The sequence below is a fragment of the Beijerinckia indica subsp. indica ATCC 9039 genome, assembly GCF_000019845.1.
GTDB lineage: Bacteria > Pseudomonadota > Alphaproteobacteria > Rhizobiales > Beijerinckiaceae > Beijerinckia > Beijerinckia indica.
This window is the reverse complement of record NC_010581.1, coordinates 2050295-2070116: the sequence shown is the minus strand read 5'-3', so window position 1 is coordinate 2070116 and position 19822 is coordinate 2050295. Positions and strand designations below refer to the sequence as shown.

Here is a 19822-nt window from a genome sequence, read left to right as displayed (position 1 = left end):
TGATGGCAGTTCGTTTGGAAATGAATCATCTCTGGAAAAGCGATCCAAATATCCCTAGCCTTTTCCGTGTTGGGTAGAATAAAAGCGCTATTTCGTGTCGCCGGTTTAGCTCAGTTGGTAGAGCAACTGATTTGTAATCAGTAGGTCGCGGGTTCGACTCCTGCAACCGGCACCACTGAACAAGCTACCTAAGTAATTGATAAATAAGCTGCCATCTTAGAAAAGAGGCGGCTTTTCTAGTGCATATAAGCGGGAAATAGTGGAACTTCGCGGCGATTTTGGCCGGGTCTGCTGCCGTACCCTTGCCGTATTACGAAACCATTATCCCGCGCATCGACCATCGAGTCCGATATGAAGCGAAAGCCGGAAAAATTCTGGTTGTTTCTTTTATGTTCAGATTCGGTAGTCCATTATCTTGCAAAGGCCACGGTCATGGCTGACAAGAAAATATGAACGCAAGAAAATATTAGCGATGGGAGCGATAAAACTATCTCCAAAAGATTGTCGCAGATCGCTAATTTGGCTTCGACGGGGAATATTTCGATGAAATTCAAGTCTTTATCTAAGACCGTCGCCGTGGCTGGGATCGTCGTCGGCTTGGCCTTGGCCGGAACTGCGCCGTCGAAGGCGGGTGACGGCGGTGCCATTGCGGCTGGCGTCATTGGCGGACTGGCTCTTGGTGCGCTCGCCGGCAGCGCCGCTGCAGGGGCTTATGCTCCGCCGCCGCCACCACCCTATGCGGCTTATGCTCCGCCGCCACCGCGCGTGCACTGCTGGCGCGAGCCGCGTGAGGTCTGGGACCCCTATATTGATGACTATGTCGTGCGCCCCGTTCGCGTTTGTGACTGACGCTAGAGCATCGGACTTTCAAATTGAATCATCTCCGATGCTCTATCTTCCTGAAAACGCATCAGATTGGTCCCAAAAGTGGGAGCCACTTTTGGGTCTGATGCTCTAAGCGTCAGTCACCTTCCATCAGAATATCCGCATCAAAAACGCGTCACGATTTCGGTCAGATTCGGGCGCGGACGATCCTCGCGTGGCCCAGCCGCGCAGCCGATATGAATGAAGCCTGCGATTTTTTCGTGTTCGGCCAGCCCCATTCGGGACAGAACCTCGCGGTCGTAGGAATACCATTCCGATAGCCAGACCGAGGCAAATCCCAAGGCATTGGCGGCGATGATCAGGTTCATGCAGACCGCGCCGGCCGAAAGAACCTGTTCCCATTCGGGAATTTTGGGATGCGCCGCCGCGGAGGAGACAACCCCAATCACCAGCGGCGCTAGCGAGAATCGCTTCAATTCTGTCTCGATACGGCCGGCCTCGGCATCTGGATGGGCTTTCGCATAGACTTCGGCAACAAGGGTGCCGGCCCTGTCACGTCCATCGCCCTCGAACACAATGAATCGCCAGGGCGCGAGCTTGCCGTGGTCTGGAACCCTGGCCGCCACTTCCAGCATAGCGTTGATGTCCTGCGGGCTGGGTCCTGGCGCCTTGAGAGTGGCCGCCGGCGCCGAGCGGCGGGTTTTGAGCAATGCGAGAATATCGTTCATGACGGGTTCACCGGCTTTGGAGAAGGATGTCGGGACATAATCTGAGACAGGTTTATGGTCCACCCACGGCGGAAAGAATAGGAAGTTGCCGTAAAACCGTCACCTTATCAGGTAAATAAAGTGACTTCCGCGAGGGCGTGGCCCCCTTGGAGCTCCCATCGTGGACATCAAGAATGTCTCACTTGCATTCTTCCCTGGACGTTCAATAAATAGATGTTCCGATAAAGGAACGGCATTCTAGGCAGTTAATCATTGGATTTGTTTAGAAAGGATGCCCCTTTCAAAAGAATTCCAATGTGCCTATAAAACATAGATCATCGATTTTCCATCAGAAGTGGTTTTCGATGCTCTTGGAGACCTCATTGTCCGCATGTCCCAAAGTAATACGGGTTGCGGAACCATCCCTTGGCTAGAGCCCTTTCACGATTCATTGAATCGTGAAAGGGCTCTAGCCGATTGAACAAACGCTTTGTCTTGATGCGAAGCCCGTGCGCTTTGCTCGAGAATGGTCTTGTCGATTTTTTCAGCCGTGCCCGGCTCTGACGCGGACTTTGCCTTCATGTCACTTCTGGATACAGCGTCCCCCTATTTTCCGTTCCAACGTCTTGGTCTTCGCCCCGGCGCGTCGGACATATCGGCTGAAGAGATCGAAACACCGGCCTGGACACGCCGCCAAACCCTGCTGGCTATCGTCAGCCTTCTGATCTTTTCGGGCCTCGCGCTGGCCTGCTGGTCCTGGAGCGGCACGGTCGTGCCCTGGGATTCCAAGAACCATTTCTATCCGATGTTCCGCTTCCTCGCCGATACGCTGAGAGAAGGCCGGATCCCTTTGTGGAACCCCTATCATTTCGCCGGTCATCCATCGGTCGCAGATCCTCAATCGCTGCTTTTCACACCCACCATGGTCCTGTTCGCGCTGATTGCGCCGGACGCTTCCATGCAATTATTCGATACGATTATTTTCGCGCATCTCTGTTTTGGTGGATTGGCGGTTGTGGGACTTTGCCGCCGCTACCGCTGGCATCCGGCCGCCGCCGTGCTCGCCGCCATGATTTTCATGCTGGGTGGCGCTGCATCCTCACGGTTGCAACATACCGGGATGATCCTTTCCTATTCCTTCTTTCCAGCGGCCCTGTGGGCTCTGGAAGCCACTCTGGCCCAACGGTCCTATCGGGCCGCGCTTTTGTTGGGCGTCATGGCCGCATTGATGTCGGTCGGGCGTGATCAAGTAGCCTTTCTGTTCGATCTCGTTCTCGCCTTTCGCCTGGTTTTCGTCGCGATCGAATCCGGCAATCCTTTCGGCTTGCTGCGGTCGCGTCTTGGCGTCCTGTTTGTCGCCGGCTTTGTCCTTCTGTCCTTGCTCATCGTGCCGATCCTGCTGACTTTGCAGTTTCTTGGCACCTCTAATCGGCCGGGCATTCCGTTCGGCATAGCGGCGGCGGGCTCGCTCGATCCCGCCAATTTCGTCACCATGTTCGTTCCCAATTTCTTCGGCTCGCTGGATGTGGGGTATGATTATTGGGGGCCGAATTATGCGACGGCCAGCGTTGCCGATTGGACGGATCGCTCCGTCGATTATCTGTTCATCGGTACCTTGCCTTGCCTGCTGCTCATCTGGCACGGTCTGGGGGCAGGGCGGCTGTTTGAGCGCCGGGTTGCGTTCTATACACTCGCCCTCGTTTTGGCGCTTGCTTATGCGCTGGGCCGTTATACGCCCTTTTTCAGCTTCGTTTTCGATTGGTGGCCGGGTGTTTCGCTCTATCGCCGGCCCGCCGATGCCACGTTCATCGTCAATGTCGCCTTGGCCTTTTGCTCCGGCTATCTGCTGCATCATTTCATCATGCGGGGCCTGCCACGTTCACTCTTCGCCGAGCATAAGATTCTCGTGCTTTTGCTCATCGGGGTCAGCCTGTGCGGCCTTGGCGTGGTCCTGTATCAAGGCTTGCTGTTCTCCGCGAAGGAAGGCCACTTGGCGAGTTCCCTTGGTCAGCTCGGGCTCGCCGCGGCTTTTGCGCTCTCCGGCATTTTGCTGCTGACGGTGTTTCGCTCTCCGCATCAGCGGGCCATGGCGGCCTGTGTGCTCGTTGCCTTGACCGGAGCGGAGATCCTCTGGCGCAATGCGGCCTCGGCCTTGAATGCCGAACCGATCGATCGCTACGCCGTCTATGCGACCATGCCGTCCTCCAATGCCGCGGGCATCAGCAGCCTACGGCATGAGCTCTCGACCAAAAGAGCGCAAGGCGAACAGCCCCGCGTCGAAATTCTGGGCCTCAGCGGACCTTGGCAGAATGCTTCGATGATGCTGAAGCTCGAGGATACGCTCGGTTACAACCCCTTGCGCATCAATGAATATGAGCGTGCGGTCGGGCCTGGCGAAAACGCTAGCGATATTAACCTGCGCCATTATCCGGGAACGTTCCGTGGCTATACCTGCCGCCTTGCGTCCCTGCTTGGTCTTGAATATCTCGTTCTCGATCGGCCTCTGGAGAAGTTGCCCCGCCATGTCCCGCGGCCGCGCGACGCGACTCTCATCCATGGCGGCGATAATATGTATATCTACAAATTGGGTTCGGCGGCGCCGCGCGCCTATTTCGCCACACGGGTCAAACCCGTCGACGGCAATGATGCGATCGATGATGCCGTCTGGCCGGGTTTCGACCGTGCCAATGAGGTTCTGATCGACAAGAACAGCATGGACGATCTTGACGGTGAGGTGCTCAATCGCGATGCGGCGAGCCTGCCCGCGCAAGCTCATGTGGCTATTACGAATTATGAGGAAAACCGGGTCACGCTCTCGGTCGATACCGATAAGGCGGGCGTGCTGGTGTTGCATGATCTGTTCTATGCCGGATGGGAAGTACGCGTCGATGGCGAACGGCAACCTCTGTTACACGCGAACATTCTGTTCCGCGGTGTCGAGGTACCGGAAGGCCATCATGAGGTGGAATTCGTCTTCCGGCCTTTCTCCTTCGCTAATCTCACGGCGGCTGCCACGGGCATTTTGCATCGTCATGCCGAGAATTGATGGACTGCGCACGATCAAGCGCCTGATGCCGACACTCGCCTGCCTCGGTCTTCTTGGCAGTGTGACACAGAGCGACGCGCAATCGCTCCTTGAGGCCGGCCCCCCTCCATTGCGGCTGCAAAATCGCGCGGGTGAGGCGGACACATCGCGTTCCACACTGTCTCTCTCGGCCTATTACACAGCCACGGATATGCAGCCCGTCCATGGTGTCACCTGGCGGATCTTCGAGGAAGCGGCGCAGCCTAATGGCACCCACAAGATGCTCGTCGAATCCGCCAATGCCATGCCGGCGCTTCCGCTCCCGGATGGTCCCTATCTCATTCATGCGGCCTATGGTCTTGCTGGCGCGACTAAGCGGGTTGTCCTCTCCGGCGCGCCACTCAGCGAACGCATTGTCCTGAACGCGGGGGCTTTGCGGATCGTCGGCATGCTTGGTGAAACGCCGATCAGTCCGGCCAAGCTCCGCATTTCGATCTATGTGCCGGAGCGCGGTAATTCCGAAGCCAAACTGGTGCTGGCCGATGGCAAGGCAGGAGATGTCATTGGCCTGCCGGAAGGCAATTACCATGTGGTCTCGACCATCCTCGACACGGTTTCGGGTGGCGCCGTCAATACGACCAATTCCGTGGTCAATGCCGATCTGAAAGTTCAGGCCGGCAAGATTACCGACGCGACTTTGCGACATAGCGCGGCGCAAATGACCTTGAAGCTTGTTAATAATCCCGGCGGCGAGGCTTTGGCCAATACGGCTTTCACGATCCTGACACCGGGCGGTGACGTCATCCGCGAAATGATTGGCGCCTTTCCCTCGCTCGTCCTGGCGGCGGGCGAATATGTGGCGATCGCGCGGCACGACAACAAAACCTATCAGACCACTTTCAAGGTCGTCTCGACGCTCGATCGCGATGTTGAAGTGCTGGCGAAATGACTATTGATCACAAATGTATTCGCCGCTTGTGTGATAGAGTGGATACGCCGATCATGTCATTGTTACGCACGCCGACGTGTGTGCTCGATCCAGGTCCAGGCGAGACAGCGTTCGAAATCCGGTAACCATTGGGCGTCTTCCGGATGATCCGCAATACCGGATTCGAGCCTTATGGCGCACCAGGGAGAAACCGGAACGCGATCCTGAGTAGTGGCGAGTTTGACGCCTTCATGGAGGATCTGCCAGAGCTTTTGCGCGCCGACGGTTTGGTCAGCAATGCCAATGGTGCAAATGCTTGTCTCTGCCATGACAGTGGCGAGTAGCAAGCGGCCAGAGCGTGTGACCTTCAACCTGCGGTCGGGAATCATCGGCACTTCGTAATCGCCATCTCCCTGCACGAGCGGGCGCAGCAAGGCGATGGTCGCATCATCCACCTCCTGCCGATAGGAGCGCCGTGATTGCGCCGTATGCAATGTTATATGAAGGATGGAAGGCCGCCGATCGACGATATCGAGCATGGTTCATCCAGTCCGGCTGTAGGCAAAACGAGGGTTTAACCCAATCAAGAGACATGCCGAGCCCGGAAAACCTTTATACCAAGTCTCCTTAATCCCGACCTGTCGGATTAAGGAGGTTCGGCGGAAAGCCGCCGCCCCGCCGTCGCGGGGGCCAAGTCTTGATGAGACTCACTCATCAAGACTTGGAATAAAACGCTTTGTGTCGGCAATCATGGCCGCGTCCTTCAACCCAACAGGCGACGCTTTTTCTTTTGCGGCTGGCGTTCAAAGACGCCAATCAGTTCCACATGCGGGGAATGCCGGAACTGGTCGATCGGTGTGACTTCGCGCAGGTCATAGCCTCCGGCCCGCAGAATGGAGGCATCCCGCGCGAAAGTTTGCGGATTGCAGGAAACGGCAACGACGACGGGCACCACAGAAGCGGCGAGGGCGCGAGCCTGCTGCTCGGCACCTGCGCGTGGCGGATCGAAGACGATTGCATCATAGCCGGCAAGTTCCGTGGCGAGCGGACGCCGAAACAGATCGCGTCTTTCGACCTCCACCGGATGCAGGCCCGGCGCATGCGAGGCCTTGGCGAGTGCGGTGAGAGGGGCTTGTTCGAGATCGAAGGCATGGACCTGCGCACTTTCCGCGAGCGGCAAGGAAAATGTTCCGAGGCCCGCGAAGAGATCGGCGATCTTGCGCCGGCCGGCGAGCGCGGCCACGACTCGGCTCGCGAGCGCTGCTTCTCCTGCCTCGGTGGCCTGAAGAAAGGCGCCTGGCGGCAAGGCCACGTTCCAGCGTCCGATGCGCACCAAGGGCGTCTCGCGTTCGAGCAGCACGACGCCGTGATTGGACAGGCGGGCAAGTCCCAGCTTCAGGGCGAGGCTGGACAGTTTCTCGTTGACCGCTTTTGAAAGCGGACCGGCGCCGCGCAGATCGATATCGAGCCCGGTCAAAGTCGTGGTGACGATGAAATCGAAAGGCTTGATTTTGGGTCCGAGGAGGGCGGCAAGGGTTTGGGCCAGGGCCAAGGTGGCGGGCAAGGCCGAAGACAATGTGGGCGCGAACAGGGGGCAGGAAGTGAGTGCGATCAGCGCGTGGCTTCGAGCCCGCATGAACCCGACCTGCATTGTCCCTGCAGGAGCTTGCCCTTCGAGGGAAAGCCTCGCGTGGAGAGTTGCCCGCCTGCGGCCGTCCCCATGGGCGTCAACGAGAGGCGCGATTTTGGTGTCCGGGCAGGCATGGCGTAGAACCTCGACGACGAGGCCGCGCTTCCATTGGGCATAAGAGGCCATGGCGAGGGTCTGGACAGCACAGCCACCACATTGGGTGAAAGCGGGACAGAAAGCCTCGATCCGTTCGGTTGAAGGGGTGAGAATCTCCGCGAGATGGCCGCGCTCGCCGTCGATTTCGGCGATGATTGTCTCATGCGGTAAGGCATAGGGTACAAAGACGAGACCCTCGGCGGTTTGGGCAATGCCTTCGCCGCGCTGACCGAGCCGGTCTATGGTGAGATGGGCGCAAAGATCGATCATCAGGCCTTTGTCCGTCGCGCCCCGATCAAAAATTCCTGGTTCCCGTCGGTGCCGGTAATGGGGGAGGGAATGATCCCTTCTTTCTGCCAGCCGAGTTTAGCAACATGCTCCTCGACCTCTGCACAAACCCGCGCATGGATCGCGCCATCCCTGATAATGCTTTTATGGCCGCGACCCGCTTCGAATTGCGGTTTGATCAGGCCGATGAAAAAGGCATCATCATCACCCAGCGCCAGAATGGCGGGCAGCAGCAGGTGCAGGGAGATGAAACTCGCGTCACAGGTGATGAGCGAGGGGAGAATGGGGAAATCCTGCGGTCGCAGATCTCGGGCATCGACACCCTCGCGCGAGTCGACACGCGGATTTTTGGCGATGGTCTCGTGCAATTGACCATGGCCGACTTCAATGGCGATGACCTTCTTGGCTCCATGGCTTAGAAGCACATGGGTGAAGCCGCCGGTCGAGGCGCCGATATCGAGGCAGAGGCGGTTGCGGGGATCGACGCCGAAAGCCTCGATGCCCGCCGCGAGTTTGACACCGCCGCGTGAGACCCAGGGGTAGGGTGCCGAAGCCTCGATATAATGGTCGGCATCGATCATTTGCGAGGCTTTGTGCAAAACTTCGCCCTCGACACGCACCAACCCAGCCGCGATGGCTTCCTGCGCCTTGGCTCGGCTCTCGAAAAGACCATGCTCCACCAGCACGCGATCGGCACGTTGCCTGGCGCGAGAAAGGGGAGGCCTCGACGGATTTGCTGACATGCCGGACATTTAAAAAATCTAGGAGCCGTGTGAGAGCTTGCCACGGTGTGGTCTGGCGTTCGACGCGCGGCGCTGCACCCGCCTGGTCTTTGCCAAGGGCGTCTTCAAAGGCTTGACGTCAATGCCTGCGATCAGGACATAATCGAAATATAGGCCTTTCCAGATGAAATCATCGAGAATAATCGGCCAGCTTTCAGCATTTTTTGCATAATCGGCGATGCAAAGAGCCTCAAGATCCTTGGGGCTAACCGTATCGAGGCGTGCCTCGACGGGTAGAGCGGGCATAAGGCCGTCGCGCCGCAAATGAACCCTTTTTGCCCACATGGCCTGCGGCGACTCTTCCGTCACGAGACGAAGAACCCACTCATCCATGCCATATTCAAAGGGTGCACGGATCAGATAGAGCCATGGAATATCAGTGCCATCACGCCGAAAAGCCGCAAGGACGGCCGCGAGCGCTTCGGCGGCGATCCTTGCGGAAAAAGGGAGATCTGGTTCCGTCTCAGGCAATCAGGCTTTGATGGGCTTCGTTCTCGCGTCCCAGCGTCGCGAGAACCTTGGCCACAATGCCCTTGGCGTCGAGGCCGGCCTGGGCATAGAGCTTTTCCGGCTTGTCGTGATCGAGGAACGTGTCAGGCAGAACCATGGAGCGGAATTTGAGACCCGTTCCATCCAGCAAGCCTTCCTCGGCCAGGGCCTGCATGACGAAGGAACCGAAACCGCCGACGCTGCCTTCCTCGATGGTGATCAAAACCTCATGATTCTTGGCGAGCCGCCGCACGAGATCGAGATCGAGGGGCTTGGCGAAACGCGCATCGGCGACCGTGACGGAAATGCCATAGCTCGCCAATTGCTCCGCCGCCTTTGAGGCTTCCGCAAGGCGCGTCCCGAGCGACAGGAGGGCTACCGTCGTGCCTTCCCGCACGATACGGCCACGGCCGATATCGAGAATTTCGCCGATTTGCGGCAATTCGATGCCGACACCCTCGCCACGTGGATAACGGAAAGCGATTGGGCCTTCATCATAGGCGGCGGCCGTCGCGACCATATGGACGAGCTCCGCTTCATCGGCGGCGGCCATGATCACCATATTCGGCAAAATGCCGAGATAGGACACATCGAACGAACCCGCATGGGTCGCGCCATCGGCGCCGACGAGGCCTGCGCGGTCGATGGCGAAGCGAACAGGCAGATTCTGTATCGCCACATCATGCACGACCTGATCATAGCCGCGCTGAAGGAAGGTGGAATACAGGGCGCAGAAGGGGCGATAGCCTTCGGTCGCGAGACCAGCCGCGAAGGTCACGGCATGCTGCTCGGCAATGCCGACGTCGAATGTGCGCTCAGGAAAGGCTTTGCCAAACACGTCGAGGCCAGTGCCCCCCGGCATGGCGGCGGTGATCGCCACGATCTTGTCGTCGCGCTCGGCCTCCTTGACCAGGGCATCGGCAAAGACGCGCGTATAAGACGGCGCGTTGGCCTTGGGCTTGGTCTGGACACCGGTGACGACGTCGAAGGTATTGACGCTGTGATATTTGTCGCTCGCCGCGGCGGCCGGCGCATAGCCCTTGCCCTTTTGCGTCACGACATGGACGAGAATGGGTCCCGTTTCCTTGAAATCGCGGACATTTTTCAGGACGGGCAGCAGATGGTCGAGATTATGACCGTCGATCGGGCCGACATAATAGATGCCAAGCTCCTCGAACATCGTGCCGCCGGCCCAGAAGTTCCGGGCGAATTCCTCGGTTTTGCGGGCGCGGTCATAAATGAAATGCGGCAAATGCCGGCCAAGCTGCTTGGCGGCTTCGCGAACCGTGCGATAGGTGCCGCCCGAGACAAGGCGAGCGAGATAAGCGGAAAGCGCTCCTGCCGGCGGAGCGATCGACATTTCATTATCATTCAAAATGATAATGAGACGGGAATGCATGGCGCCGGCATTATTCATGGCCTCATAGGCCATGCCGGCTGACATGGAGCCGTCGCCAATCACGGCGATAACATTATTATTGCCACCCGAAAGCGTGGTCGCCGCTGCCATGCCGAGACCAGCGGAGATCGACGTCGAGGAATGAGCGGTGCCGAAGGGATCATAAACGCTTTCGGACCGTTTGGTGAATCCAGACAATCCGCCTGCACGCCGCAGCGTGCGAATCCGGTCACGCCGTCCCGTCAGAATCTTGTGCGGATAGGCCTGATGACCGACGTCCCAGATCAGCCGATCGTGCGGTGTGTCAAAAACGTAATGCAGGGCGACTGTCAACTCGACGACGCCGAGACCGGCGCCGAGATGGCCACCCGTGACCGAAACCGCATCAATCGTCTCAGTACGCAACTCATCAGCGAGCTGCGCCAGGTCCGATTCCTTCAAACGGCGGAGATCTGTGGGAGTGGCGATCGTATCGAGAAGGGGAGTCTTCGAATCTGTCCTCACCGGCGCCTCTTCAATAGGAATTCCGTGTGATGGGCGATCCTCGATCCATGCAAAGGCCGCCCCGAATGTGCGAAGAAGCCGAAAGGGGCTTTCTATTCGCGGGATTAATGGCAACCCGTAAACCAAACATGAGCGGCCCTGCAATGGAGCCAAGCCGATAATGTGCCATTTTTAGCGATTCTTTCAGGATACGCGACCTTTGCGTCACACTTTTGTTTTGATCCAAACGGTGGCCATGTTGGCCTCGTCGATCGAGTTTCAAGGGCGTCTGATCTTGACGAGGCCAGATTCAATTGCTGGACCCGGGCCCTTCTGAACTTGGGTGACGCATGTCGAAAATCCAGAGGTACGAACATATTATAAATCAGTATTTTACAGGGAGGTGTTGAGGGAAGAAATCAAAAGAGGAAAGAATCGTTCCTTCCCAGTTCGTGGATCTGTCGCCTGCTTTTTGTAAGATATTGTCATATCAAATGATGTGGATTTTTGTCGCGTCGGACTTCATCCAGTAGATGAGGTTAGTCAGGAAAGTGCTTTTAAAACAAGGAGAAAAAAATTTGACGATGTCCTCCCAAAGGGGAAAGGATGCCCTCGCGTGATCTTCTTAGTTGATCCAGTTGTTTAATATTCATGATTTTATCTTTGAAATAACTCTATTTTATAGATCTCCATCCCAATGTTCGCGGGTCTGCTGGCGCTGAGATCGATTTCGCCCAGAGGGGTGGAATAAGATCTCAAGCCCTTGTAATCCCCTGAGAAAGGGGATGTGAAAGGTTTTTCGATACGGGGTCCAGCTCCCTGATCTGTGTGTTGTATTTGTGAATGCTAAAGAGCTCAGGACAATTGTTTCGCGATGGAGACAGGTGAAGGAGGCAATGGAACGAGTGAGAAGCGACAAAATGAAGCTCCGGCCTGGTCCTCATCGTTTCAGATGACACTAAATCGAGCCAGCTCCGCGATTTATTGTTTCGCTTTATTTTTCCGTCTGCTAAAGCGAAATGGCTCATCGCAAGTTATGCATTTTTGATATTTGACGTATTTTCACCATCAAACTCTGTTCGTTTGGCAAAGTGAGTTTTGAGGGTGATGTTCGTCCATATGGAGGTTTTCTACTCTAGTCCATCGATCAGGATGCACTTTATTCGTGCAGAGAGATGCTGGTGCGCGCGAAAAATGTGCAAAGCCGTATTCTCGCGGGACCATTCTGCCGTGAGCGCATTTCCGGATCATCGGACGCATGAGAGAAGGAGGGCAAGCACATGTCATTGTCGGAAAATCCCTCTCCCCTGGAACTTCCCCCGAGCCTCGGCCGGGCGATCGTCGTCTTGCGCTCCCATTGGGGATGGATCGTTGCTTTTGGCGCCTTGAGCGCTTTGCTCGGTCTTATCGCTCTGGCCCTCATCTTTTCCGCAACCATCGCCTCGGTTTATATTATCGCGATCTTCATGATCATCGCCGGCGGGACCGAGATCACAGTCGGCTTGAACGCCAAATTCTGGAGCCATTTCTTCCTCTGGATCGTGGCTGGGCTTTGCTATATCGTCGTCGGCGCTTTAGCTCTTGCGCAGCCCTTGATGGCGGCCGCTTTCTTCACTCTCCTGCTTGGAACAGGCATGATCGCCACTGGCCTTGTGAGGATCTATTTTGCATTTCGGCTAGAAAGCGAGGTCCGCGGACCCGTCCTTCTGGCGGGTGTATTGACTGCTCTCGTCGGCATTCTCATCGTCGTCGGCTGGCCCGCCAACAGCTATTTCATTCTCGGGATCCTGCTCGGCCTCGATCTTTTGTTTTGGGGGGCCGGCTGGATCGCCATTGGATTGCGGTTGCGCCACGCTCACCGCCTGTCCTTGCTGTGAGCCGTTCCTGTGAAAGCGTTCTCACCGCACAACAAAAACAAGATTTCACATAAGGTCTGCCACGCGGGGGATCTGGATTTGAGAGCCAGTATCTTTGGTCTCCGATCCATGATCCTTCTTCCACGAAGTCTTCGAACATGAGAAGACCCTGATCAATCGTTCACGAATGCAAGAGATTCGTGAGGGCATACCTTGCACGATTCACCTTTGATAAAGGGAAGATTCCGAAATGGGGAAATGGGTTTATACATTCGGAGACGGTAAGGCCGAGGGAGCGGGCGGAATGCGCAATCTGCTCGGCGGCAAGGGTGCCAATCTTGCCGAAATGGCCAATCTCGGCCTGCCGGTTCCGCCCGGCTTCACCATTACTACCGAGGTTTGCACCGCCTTTTACGAAAACAACAAGGCCTATCCCAGCGAACTCGCCGGTGAGGTCACCAATGCTTTGTCGCATGTGGCCAAATTGACAGGCCGGATTTTCGGCGATGATCAAAATCCGCTTCTTGTCTCGGTTCGCTCCGGTGCCCGCGCTTCCATGCCGGGCATGATGGATACCGTCCTCAATCTCGGTCTCAATGACACGACCGTTCTGGCGCTGGCGAAAAACGCCGACGACGAGCGTTTCGCCTATGATTCCTATCGCCGTTTCATCCAGATGTATTCCAATGTGGTGCTTGGCATTGAGCATCATCATTTCGAGGAAATCCTGGAGCACTACAAGGAATCCAAGGGATTTGTGCTCGACACGGATCTCAGCGCGGCGGACTGGCAGGTCATCATCACCGGCTATAAGAAGCAGGTGCAGGACACGCTCGGCCATCCGTTCCCGCAGGACCCGCAGGAACAATTGTGGGGCGCGATCGGCGCTGTCTTCGGCTCCTGGATGAATGCCCGTGCCATCACTTATCGTCGCCTGCACGATATTCCGGCGAGCTGGGGCACGGCGGTCACCGTCCAGGCCATGGTGTTCGGCAATATGGGTGACACCTCGGCCACTGGCGTTGCCTTTACCCGCAACCCGTCCACGGGCGTCAAGGAGCTCTATGGCGAGTTCCTAATCAACGCCCAAGGCGAGGATGTCGTCGCTGGTATCCGCACGCCGCAGAATATTACTGAGGAGGCGCGCATCGGCGCCGGCTCCGACAAACCCTCGATGGAAACCGCCCTGCCGGAGGTTTTCGCGGAATTCGTGCGCACGACCAACCTGCTCGAAAAGCACTACCGCGACATGCAGGATATGGAATTCACGGTCGAGCGCGGCAAATTGTGGATGCTGCAGACCCGTAACGGCAAGCGGACCGGCAAGGCCTCGCTGCGGATTGCCGTCGATATGGCCAATGAAGGCTTGATCACCAAGGAAGAAGCGGTCGGCCGCGTCGATCCGGCTTCGCTCGATCAATTGCTGCATCCGACCATCGACCCCAAGGCCGAACTCACCATTGTCGCGACGGGCCTGCCGGCTTCTCCCGGTGCGGCCTCTGGAGAAATCGTTTTCACCTCTGATGAAGCGGAGCATTTGAAGAGCGCCGGTCATAAGGTGATCTTGGTCCGCGTCGAGACCTCGCCCGAAGATATTCACGGCATGCATGCGTCGGAAGGCATTCTGACAACGCGTGGCGGCATGACCTCGCATGCGGCGGTCGTCGCGCGTGGCATGGGCAAGCCCTGCGTCTCCGGGGCCGGCAGCGTGCGCGTCGATTATGCGCAAGGCACGATGACCGCTTCGGGCGTTACCTTCAAGAAGGGCGACATGATCACCATCGACGGGGGAACCGGTCAGGTGATCAAGGGCGCGACGCAAATGCTGCAGCCTGAACTTTCGGGTGAGTTTGCTGTCCTGATGGAATGGGCCGACAAGGCGCGCCGCATGAATGTTCGTGCCAATGCCGAGACCCCACAAGACGCTCGCGTTGCGCGCAAGTTCGGCGCCGAGGGGATCGGCCTTTGCCGCACCGAGCACATGTTCTTTGAGTCCGATCGTATCGTCGCCGTGCGCGAAATGATCCTTGCCGAGAACGAAGCCGGCCGCCGCGCGGCTCTTGCCAAGCTCCTCCCGATCCAGCGTGGTGATTTCGCTGAATTGTTCGAGATCATGTCCGGCCTGCCGGTCACGATCCGTCTGCTCGATCCGCCGCTGCATGAATTTTTGCCCCAGACCGAAGCGGAAATCGCCGAGGTTGCCAAATCGCTCGACGTCTCGGCCGAGAGGCTGAAGCATCGCGCGGCGGAACTGCACGAATTCAACCCGATGCTCGGGTTCCGCGGCTGCCGCCTGGCAATCGCCTTCCCGGAAATCGCCGAAATGCAGGCGCGCGCTATTTTCGAAGGCGCGGTCGAGGCGAAGAAAAAGACTGGCCAGACTGTCCAGCCGGAAGTCATGGTGCCCTTGATCGTGAGCAAGGCCGAATTCGATCTCGTCAAGGATCGGATCGATGCCATGGCTAAGCTGGTTGCCGAGGAAACCGGGGAGACGATCCCCTATAAAGTCGGCACGATGATCGAGACGCCGCGCGCAGCCTTGCGGGCCGGGGAGATCGCCGAAACGGCGGAATTCTTCTCCTTCGGGACGAATGACCTGACGCAGACATGCCTTGGCATTTCGCGTGACGATGCTGGGTCCTTCCTTGGCACCTATACGGCCAAGGGCATTCTGCCGAATGACCCCTTTGTGTCGATTGATCAGGAAGGCGTGGGTGAGTTGGTCAAGATCGGTGTCTCTCGTGGCCGCGAGACGCGCGATGCCATCAAGCTCGGCATTTGTGGCGAGCATGGTGGCGATCCGTCCTCAATCGGCTTTTGCGAAAAGGTTGGGCTCGATTACGTCTCTTGCTCTCCGTTCCGGGTGCCGATCGCACGGCTTGCAGCCGCTCAGGCCGCGTTGAATCAGGCGGCGGCTAGCCAAGCCTGATAATCGCAGGCAGGATGATCCGATGAATTGAAAATCCGCCCGGTAGCCCCGGGCGGATTTTTTGCGCTTTAGAGCATCGGACTTTCAAATTGATCATCTCCGATGCTCTATGTTCCTGAAAACGCATCAGATTGGTCCCAAAAGTGGGAGCCATTTTTGGGTCTGATGCTTTAGACTTACTGTGCCATGAAGCTCAACGAGGTCCTGCGAACCGTTTCCATCGGAGCCTGTCTAAAATCCAAGTGGTGCTTTGATAGGCGGTGCTATTTCCTGCCTGCTGCGTAAAGGGACACGTTGGCAATGAGCTCCAGCTTTGAAACGCGGCTCTATCATTTGCGGAAGCGATACGGCGATCCGATCCTGACTTTGCTGACTGTTCTCCTGCTGCTTTTATTGTTCGTTGCTGCTCCGCTCCAGACTCCTGGGCGCCTCGTCTTCGAGATATTTGGAACTGTTCTTGTCTTGCTGATGATAGTCGGCGTGCTGGTTATGTCTGGCAGCATGATAGCCGTTCTCTTAATGTCGATCGCGTTCTGTATGAACGCCGTGGCTATTATCTCGCGTCTGCATAAGCCATCAGTGATTGATCTCCACCTGGTCGCCGGCGCGTGGATGATGATTGCGTTGACATATGGCTTCGTTGTCGCTCGCGCTGTGTTCGCACCAGGTCGCGTGACCTATCATCGCATTGTTGGCGCCGTTCTTTTCTATCTTCTGATCGGTGTCGTCTTCATGGCCGCGTTCGTTATCGTCAGCCTTCTGTTTCCAGGAGCGATATCGGGGATTGCGTTGGAAGACAGTCCGCTGCTCGCCAGCAATTTGATCTATTTCAGCTTCGTTACGCTGACCACGACCGGCTATGGGGATATTGTTCCAATCCATCCTCTGGCTCGGAGCCTCTGCAATTTGGAAGCGATTATCGGTCAGCTTTATCCTGCGACCTTGCTCGCAAGATTAGTGACCCTCGAGCTCGAGGGTCGACGTTAGGCTTGACGGAAGGGAGAAGAAAAAGACGGAAGGGCGAAGAAAAACGCTTCGAGCCCTTCGCAAGGCTTCGTGAGAGTTGGTCTCTGAGGCCAGTGATCAGGTGTGCTTAAAAGCAACTCACCGTCCGTGGACTTGAATATACAGTTTATGTTTTGGCTGCAAAGTGACTTGCAGAGTCGGAACTGGCGCTTGTCTCGACCGGTAAACCAAATGAAAGACCGGCAGTAAAACGGCTAAAATCGCTACGGCTTCCATCATTGCGAAGGCATTTCCGATACATGTTCGGGGACCGGCTCCGAAGGGCAGAAAACTGAAGCGATGCCGCGCTTTGACTTGCTCCGGATCGAAGCGCTCGGGAATAAATTGGTCAGGTTGATCCCATAAGCTTGTATGTCGGTGCACGGCAAAAATTGGGGTGATGAGTATCGCGTCGGCAGGGATGGTGAAATCCCCGAGAGTGAAATTCTTGACGACTTTCCGCGTGAAGAGAGGAACGGGCGGATAAAGACGGATCGCTTCGGAAAAGACCTGCCGTGTATAAACAAGCTGAGCAATATGGTCCGGCCGAAGCGCTTGCCCTTTTGTCACATTCTCAATTTCCTTAATGACTTTGGTTTCGATTTCTGGGTGCTGTGACAAAAGATAAAAGGTCCAGCTGAGTCCTTGCGCCGTTGTTTCATGGCCGGCGGCGATGAAGGTCAGGAGATTGTCCGTAATCTCCTCGTCGCTCATCGATTTACCGCTTTCAAGATCTTGTGTCGCCAAGAGACGAGAGACGAGATCGTCGCGCCGGCTGTTCTCTTTGCGACGTCTGGCAACCATGGCGACGACGGCTTGTCGCATGGACCTGGCCGCGGCCATGCTCCGGCGACGACCCGGGAATGGCGTCCACGCTGGCGCATGCATGATCTCAAGAGCCATGAGCCATCCGGCCGCTTTCAGATAAGTGGCGATATCCTGCTCGATGGCGAAGACATCCATCTCCTGACGACCGGACAACATCGTTTCGCCTATGACATCGAATGTCGTCAACATCATTTCGTGACGCAGATCGATCTGGGCCTGAGACCCTAAAGCCGACCATCTGTCTCGTGTTCGCTCGGCTGCCTTGATCATTTCAGCCTGAAAATCCAGAAGGCGTGCATGCTGAAATTCGGGCCCGATGGATTGCCGTTGCCGGCGCCAATTCGAGCCTTCATCCGTTGTCAGCAGTCCATTTCCCAATGCCGGCCCAAGAATGCGTTGGACCATTGTGCCTTTGACGATGAAATCGGCCTTGTTGATGAAAACATCCTGGATGATGGCCGGATCGCTCAGATAAATTCTCGGCTTACCTCCAATATCCGAATAAACGAGTGGCTCATGAAATGCTTCTGGCGGGATCGTTTGAAGAGGATTTGAGATAATTTTCCTAAGGAAATGCAGTGTAGACTCATGGTTTACGGCAATGCCCGGGCTATCTTTTGTCATTATTGGGGCTGTGGCGCTGTTCATAGCAAATCCTCGGAAGCGGTTGATCCATCCCAGATGTTCACGGTCACGACATGACGCTCTGACCATGCCGTAGAAGACTGGACTCGAAATAGTGCGAAAGATGAATGAGCACTCTTGATGGTGAGCGAAGGAACAAACAGGCTCAATTCAAGCTTGGTATCAGGTGCTGACGTGGAGCCTGGTTCAACTTGCAGTCGTAAATTTAGAAAGATGCTCGTGAATGAATGTATCGTGTATCTTCTATAATCATTTCCTCCTCTGTGAGCGAAGTTCTCTTTCAGCTCATGCGCAGCTTTCTGGCCACATAAGCCTGGTTACTTTATTATATCCTGATTGTGGCAGGACATTTTACCGATTTTCACGACATGATCATGAAAATTGACCGCCTATATCCGATAAATAGATCAACGAGCGCTCACATCACGAAAATCAACATGCCTTCGTCCACTCCATTAGACCAATATATTCAGGTATACTTAGTAATATTTATTTTATCATTTGACAGATGTGCCGGATAGACTTCAAGAAGATTATGTCCATGCTCGTTGACCACCTTTCAAAGCAACTTTGAAATGGACGGCAAAGGTGATTGGAGCGAGCTTTGGTATAAGGTACGGCTATTGTGTTCTTAGCCAGGCTAAAATTTGAGGACCCCAGAACTGAGTTGTGAAAAAATAGGTTCCAATCGCCACGAAGACTGTCGATAAAGTCAAAATTCCGGTGCAGAAGAGGTGCCACATTGTATTGGTCTGAATATTGCGGCCACGAATAAGAAGCTCCGCAACGATAAGGTTTGGCACGTAGAAGAAGAACGACATCACTATGTCGAACCACCCGTCGAATGTCTTGGTATGCCCTATAGGATCGGTGAGTGCGAACCAAAGACCATATTCCATGCGGTAGAGCCAGGAACCGATGGCTAGTGCGAACAACCGGATTGCCCAGGCCCTGTGTTGCTCTAATCGACGTGCGGCTGCGTGGCGATAGGTCTCGACAGAAGCCAGTATCATGAGGGCTCCATACAGGCCGAAGCCGATATTCATGGGGAGGCCGCCGATCGTGCCCCGCATCAGGATAAAAGCCAAGCCACCAAGGCCAGAGATAAAACCGGCACCCACATAGGTGCGGCCAAGCCAACGGTGAATCGCAGGATAAGTATTGCGAATGTGCGGGATCAATTGCACCGGGCCTGCCAGCAGAAGGATCGTGCCTGCTACGAAATGAACTCCAATCGCGATGACCGTGCTTGGAGAAGCCGGGTCAAAAAGCGCGGGGAGATGTTCGTTCCAGCGTTCCGGCTGGCCAATCTGTACGGCACCGCCATAGAAAGCGATGATATAAAGGCCGAAAATGGCCGCGCTCACCCAGGTAATGCCACCCACTATCCAGCCGGTAAATTTGAGTGTCAGCCCATCTTCCCGTTCAAACGGAGCCGAAGTGGTCATTGTCTGACACCCTGATCGTCTGGTTTGTGAACCATCTTATTATTATTGAGCGACTACGGATTTGTTTTCATACTGAGAACATCGGATCCGTTGCAATGTGAAAACACTGAAAATCCACTCCAAAAAGGCGATCTCTTTGTGAATTTGATGCTTTCATACGATCGCTCATAAAGAACGCCTCACGTGTTGGGGCGCTTTTCTTGATATAGTCTCAGCATTCGTCAGGTTGAAAGGGCTAAATATATCGCCGAAGCAGGGATCATTTTCACGAGCATTGAAGATGATTTGCACAATCGATGGTTGATTTATTCGAATGTCCTGATGGCAGTACCGGCTTCGAAGACTTTCCCGGCGACGCCGAAGAGGCGGAAGTTGGACGCCCATGCACTATTTTCGAGC

At 55.9% G+C, this 19822-nt stretch carries 14 protein-coding genes and 1 tRNA gene; 7 read left to right on the top strand and 8 right to left on the bottom strand.

Features of this window, described 5'->3' with window-relative positions; translation table 11 throughout:
* Positions 1–99 precede the first annotated feature (99 nt).
* Positions 100–175: transfer RNA gene (locus BIND_RS09215), tRNA-Thr, on the top strand.
* Between the two features lie 368 nt (positions 176–543).
* A complete protein-coding gene (locus BIND_RS09210) occupies positions 544–849 on the top strand; it encodes a hypothetical protein (RefSeq protein ID WP_012384804.1) in 306 nt (101 codons plus the stop codon).
* 140 nt (positions 850–989) lie between these two features.
* Here the strand turns inward: BIND_RS09210 and BIND_RS09205 are convergent, their stop codons facing one another.
* A complete protein-coding gene (locus BIND_RS09205) occupies positions 990–1553 on the bottom strand; it encodes a nitroreductase family protein (RefSeq protein ID WP_041778017.1) in 564 nt (187 codons plus the stop codon).
* A gap of 511 nt (positions 1554–2064) precedes the next feature.
* On the opposite strand from BIND_RS09205, the gene BIND_RS09200 reads away from it, so the two are divergent.
* The gene (locus BIND_RS09200; RefSeq protein ID WP_244395995.1) at positions 2065–4578 is read left to right on the top strand and encodes a YfhO family protein; all 2514 of its coding nucleotides are present in this window, start codon (positions 2065–2067) and stop codon (positions 4576–4578) included.
* Complete coding sequence (locus BIND_RS09195; RefSeq protein WP_012384801.1) at positions 4565–5506, top strand: hypothetical protein; 942 nt, start codon at positions 4565–4567, stop codon at positions 5504–5506. The genes BIND_RS09200 and BIND_RS09195 overlap by 14 nt, the downstream gene beginning before the upstream one ends.
* 62 nt (positions 5507–5568) lie before the next feature.
* Here BIND_RS09195 and BIND_RS09190 read toward each other — a convergent pair whose 3' ends face one another.
* From BIND_RS09190 to dxs, 5 genes are all read right to left on the bottom strand, one after another.
* Positions 5569–6024: a hypothetical protein gene (locus BIND_RS09190; protein WP_012384800.1), complete on the bottom strand. Its 456-nt coding sequence runs from the start codon at positions 6022–6024 to the stop codon at positions 5569–5571.
* A gap of 224 nt (positions 6025–6248) precedes the next feature.
* The gene (locus tag BIND_RS09185) at positions 6249–7541 is read right to left on the bottom strand and encodes a class I SAM-dependent RNA methyltransferase (protein ID WP_012384799.1); all 1293 of its coding nucleotides are present in this window, start codon (positions 7539–7541) and stop codon (positions 6249–6251) included.
* Complete coding sequence (locus BIND_RS09180; RefSeq protein ID WP_012384798.1) at positions 7541–8311, bottom strand: TlyA family RNA methyltransferase; 771 nt, start codon at positions 8309–8311, stop codon at positions 7541–7543. The genes BIND_RS09185 and BIND_RS09180 overlap by 1 nt, the downstream gene beginning before the upstream one ends.
* Before the next feature lie 9 nt (positions 8312–8320).
* Positions 8321–8812: a hypothetical protein gene (locus tag BIND_RS09175; protein WP_012384797.1), complete on the bottom strand. Its 492-nt coding sequence runs from the start codon at positions 8810–8812 to the stop codon at positions 8321–8323.
* A complete protein-coding gene (gene dxs, locus BIND_RS09170; RefSeq protein ID WP_012384796.1) occupies positions 8805–10733 on the bottom strand; it encodes a 1-deoxy-D-xylulose-5-phosphate synthase in 1929 nt (642 codons plus the stop codon). Before dxs ends, BIND_RS09175 begins: the two co-directional genes overlap by 8 nt.
* Before the next feature lie 1259 nt (positions 10734–11992).
* Here dxs and BIND_RS09165 point away from each other — a divergent pair.
* The 3 genes from BIND_RS09165 (at position 11993) to BIND_RS09155 (ending at position 16484) form a co-directional block, all read left to right on the top strand.
* Positions 11993–12589, top strand: a complete 597-nt coding sequence (locus BIND_RS09165) for an HdeD family acid-resistance protein (protein WP_012384795.1) — start codon at positions 11993–11995, stop codon at positions 12587–12589.
* Positions 12590–12818: 229 nt separating this feature from the next.
* Positions 12819–15497: a pyruvate, phosphate dikinase gene (gene ppdK, locus BIND_RS09160; RefSeq protein WP_012384794.1), complete on the top strand. Its 2679-nt coding sequence runs from the start codon at positions 12819–12821 to the stop codon at positions 15495–15497.
* Positions 15498–15797: 300 nt separating this feature from the next.
* Entirely contained in the window at positions 15798–16484 is a 687-nt protein-coding gene (locus BIND_RS09155; protein ID WP_012384793.1) for a potassium channel family protein, read from the top strand.
* 117 nt (positions 16485–16601) lie between these two features.
* Here BIND_RS09155 and BIND_RS09150 read toward each other — a convergent pair whose 3' ends face one another.
* Positions 16602–17954: a cytochrome P450 gene (locus BIND_RS09150; RefSeq protein ID WP_244395994.1), complete on the bottom strand. Its 1353-nt coding sequence runs from the start codon at positions 17952–17954 to the stop codon at positions 16602–16604.
* A gap of 641 nt (positions 17955–18595) precedes the next feature.
* Positions 18596–19423, bottom strand: coding sequence for a DUF2306 domain-containing protein (locus tag BIND_RS09145; protein ID WP_012384791.1), 828 nt, complete (start codon positions 19421–19423; stop codon positions 18596–18598).
* Positions 19424–19822 lie beyond the last annotated feature (399 nt).

Coding starts and splice junctions, on each gene's coding strand:
- BIND_RS09210 (WP_012384804.1), top strand. CDS start 544: ATGAAATTCAAGTCTTTATCTAAGACCGTCGCCGTGGCTGGGATCGTC.
- BIND_RS09205 (WP_041778017.1), bottom strand. CDS start 1,553: ATGAACGATATTCTCGCATTGCTCAAAACCCGCCGCTCGGCGCCGGCG.
- BIND_RS09195 (WP_012384801.1), top strand. CDS start 4,565: ATGCCGAGAATTGATGGACTGCGCACGATCAAGCGCCTGATGCCGACA.
- BIND_RS09190 (WP_012384800.1), bottom strand. CDS start 6,024: ATGCTCGATATCGTCGATCGGCGGCCTTCCATCCTTCATATAACATTG.
- BIND_RS09185 (WP_012384799.1), bottom strand. CDS start 7,541: ATGATCGATCTTTGCGCCCATCTCACCATAGACCGGCTCGGTCAGCGC.
- BIND_RS09180 (WP_012384798.1), bottom strand. CDS start 8,311: ATGTCCGGCATGTCAGCAAATCCGTCGAGGCCTCCCCTTTCTCGCGCC.
- BIND_RS09165 (WP_012384795.1), top strand. CDS start 11,993: ATGTCATTGTCGGAAAATCCCTCTCCCCTGGAACTTCCCCCGAGCCTC.
- ppdK (WP_012384794.1), top strand. CDS start 12,819: ATGGGGAAATGGGTTTATACATTCGGAGACGGTAAGGCCGAGGGAGCG.
- BIND_RS09155 (WP_012384793.1), top strand. CDS start 15,798: ATGAGCTCCAGCTTTGAAACGCGGCTCTATCATTTGCGGAAGCGATAC.
- BIND_RS09150 (WP_244395994.1), bottom strand. CDS start 17,954: ATGACAAAAGATAGCCCGGGCATTGCCGTAAACCATGAGTCTACACTG.
- BIND_RS09145 (WP_012384791.1), bottom strand. CDS start 19,423: ATGACCACTTCGGCTCCGTTTGAACGGGAAGATGGGCTGACACTCAAA.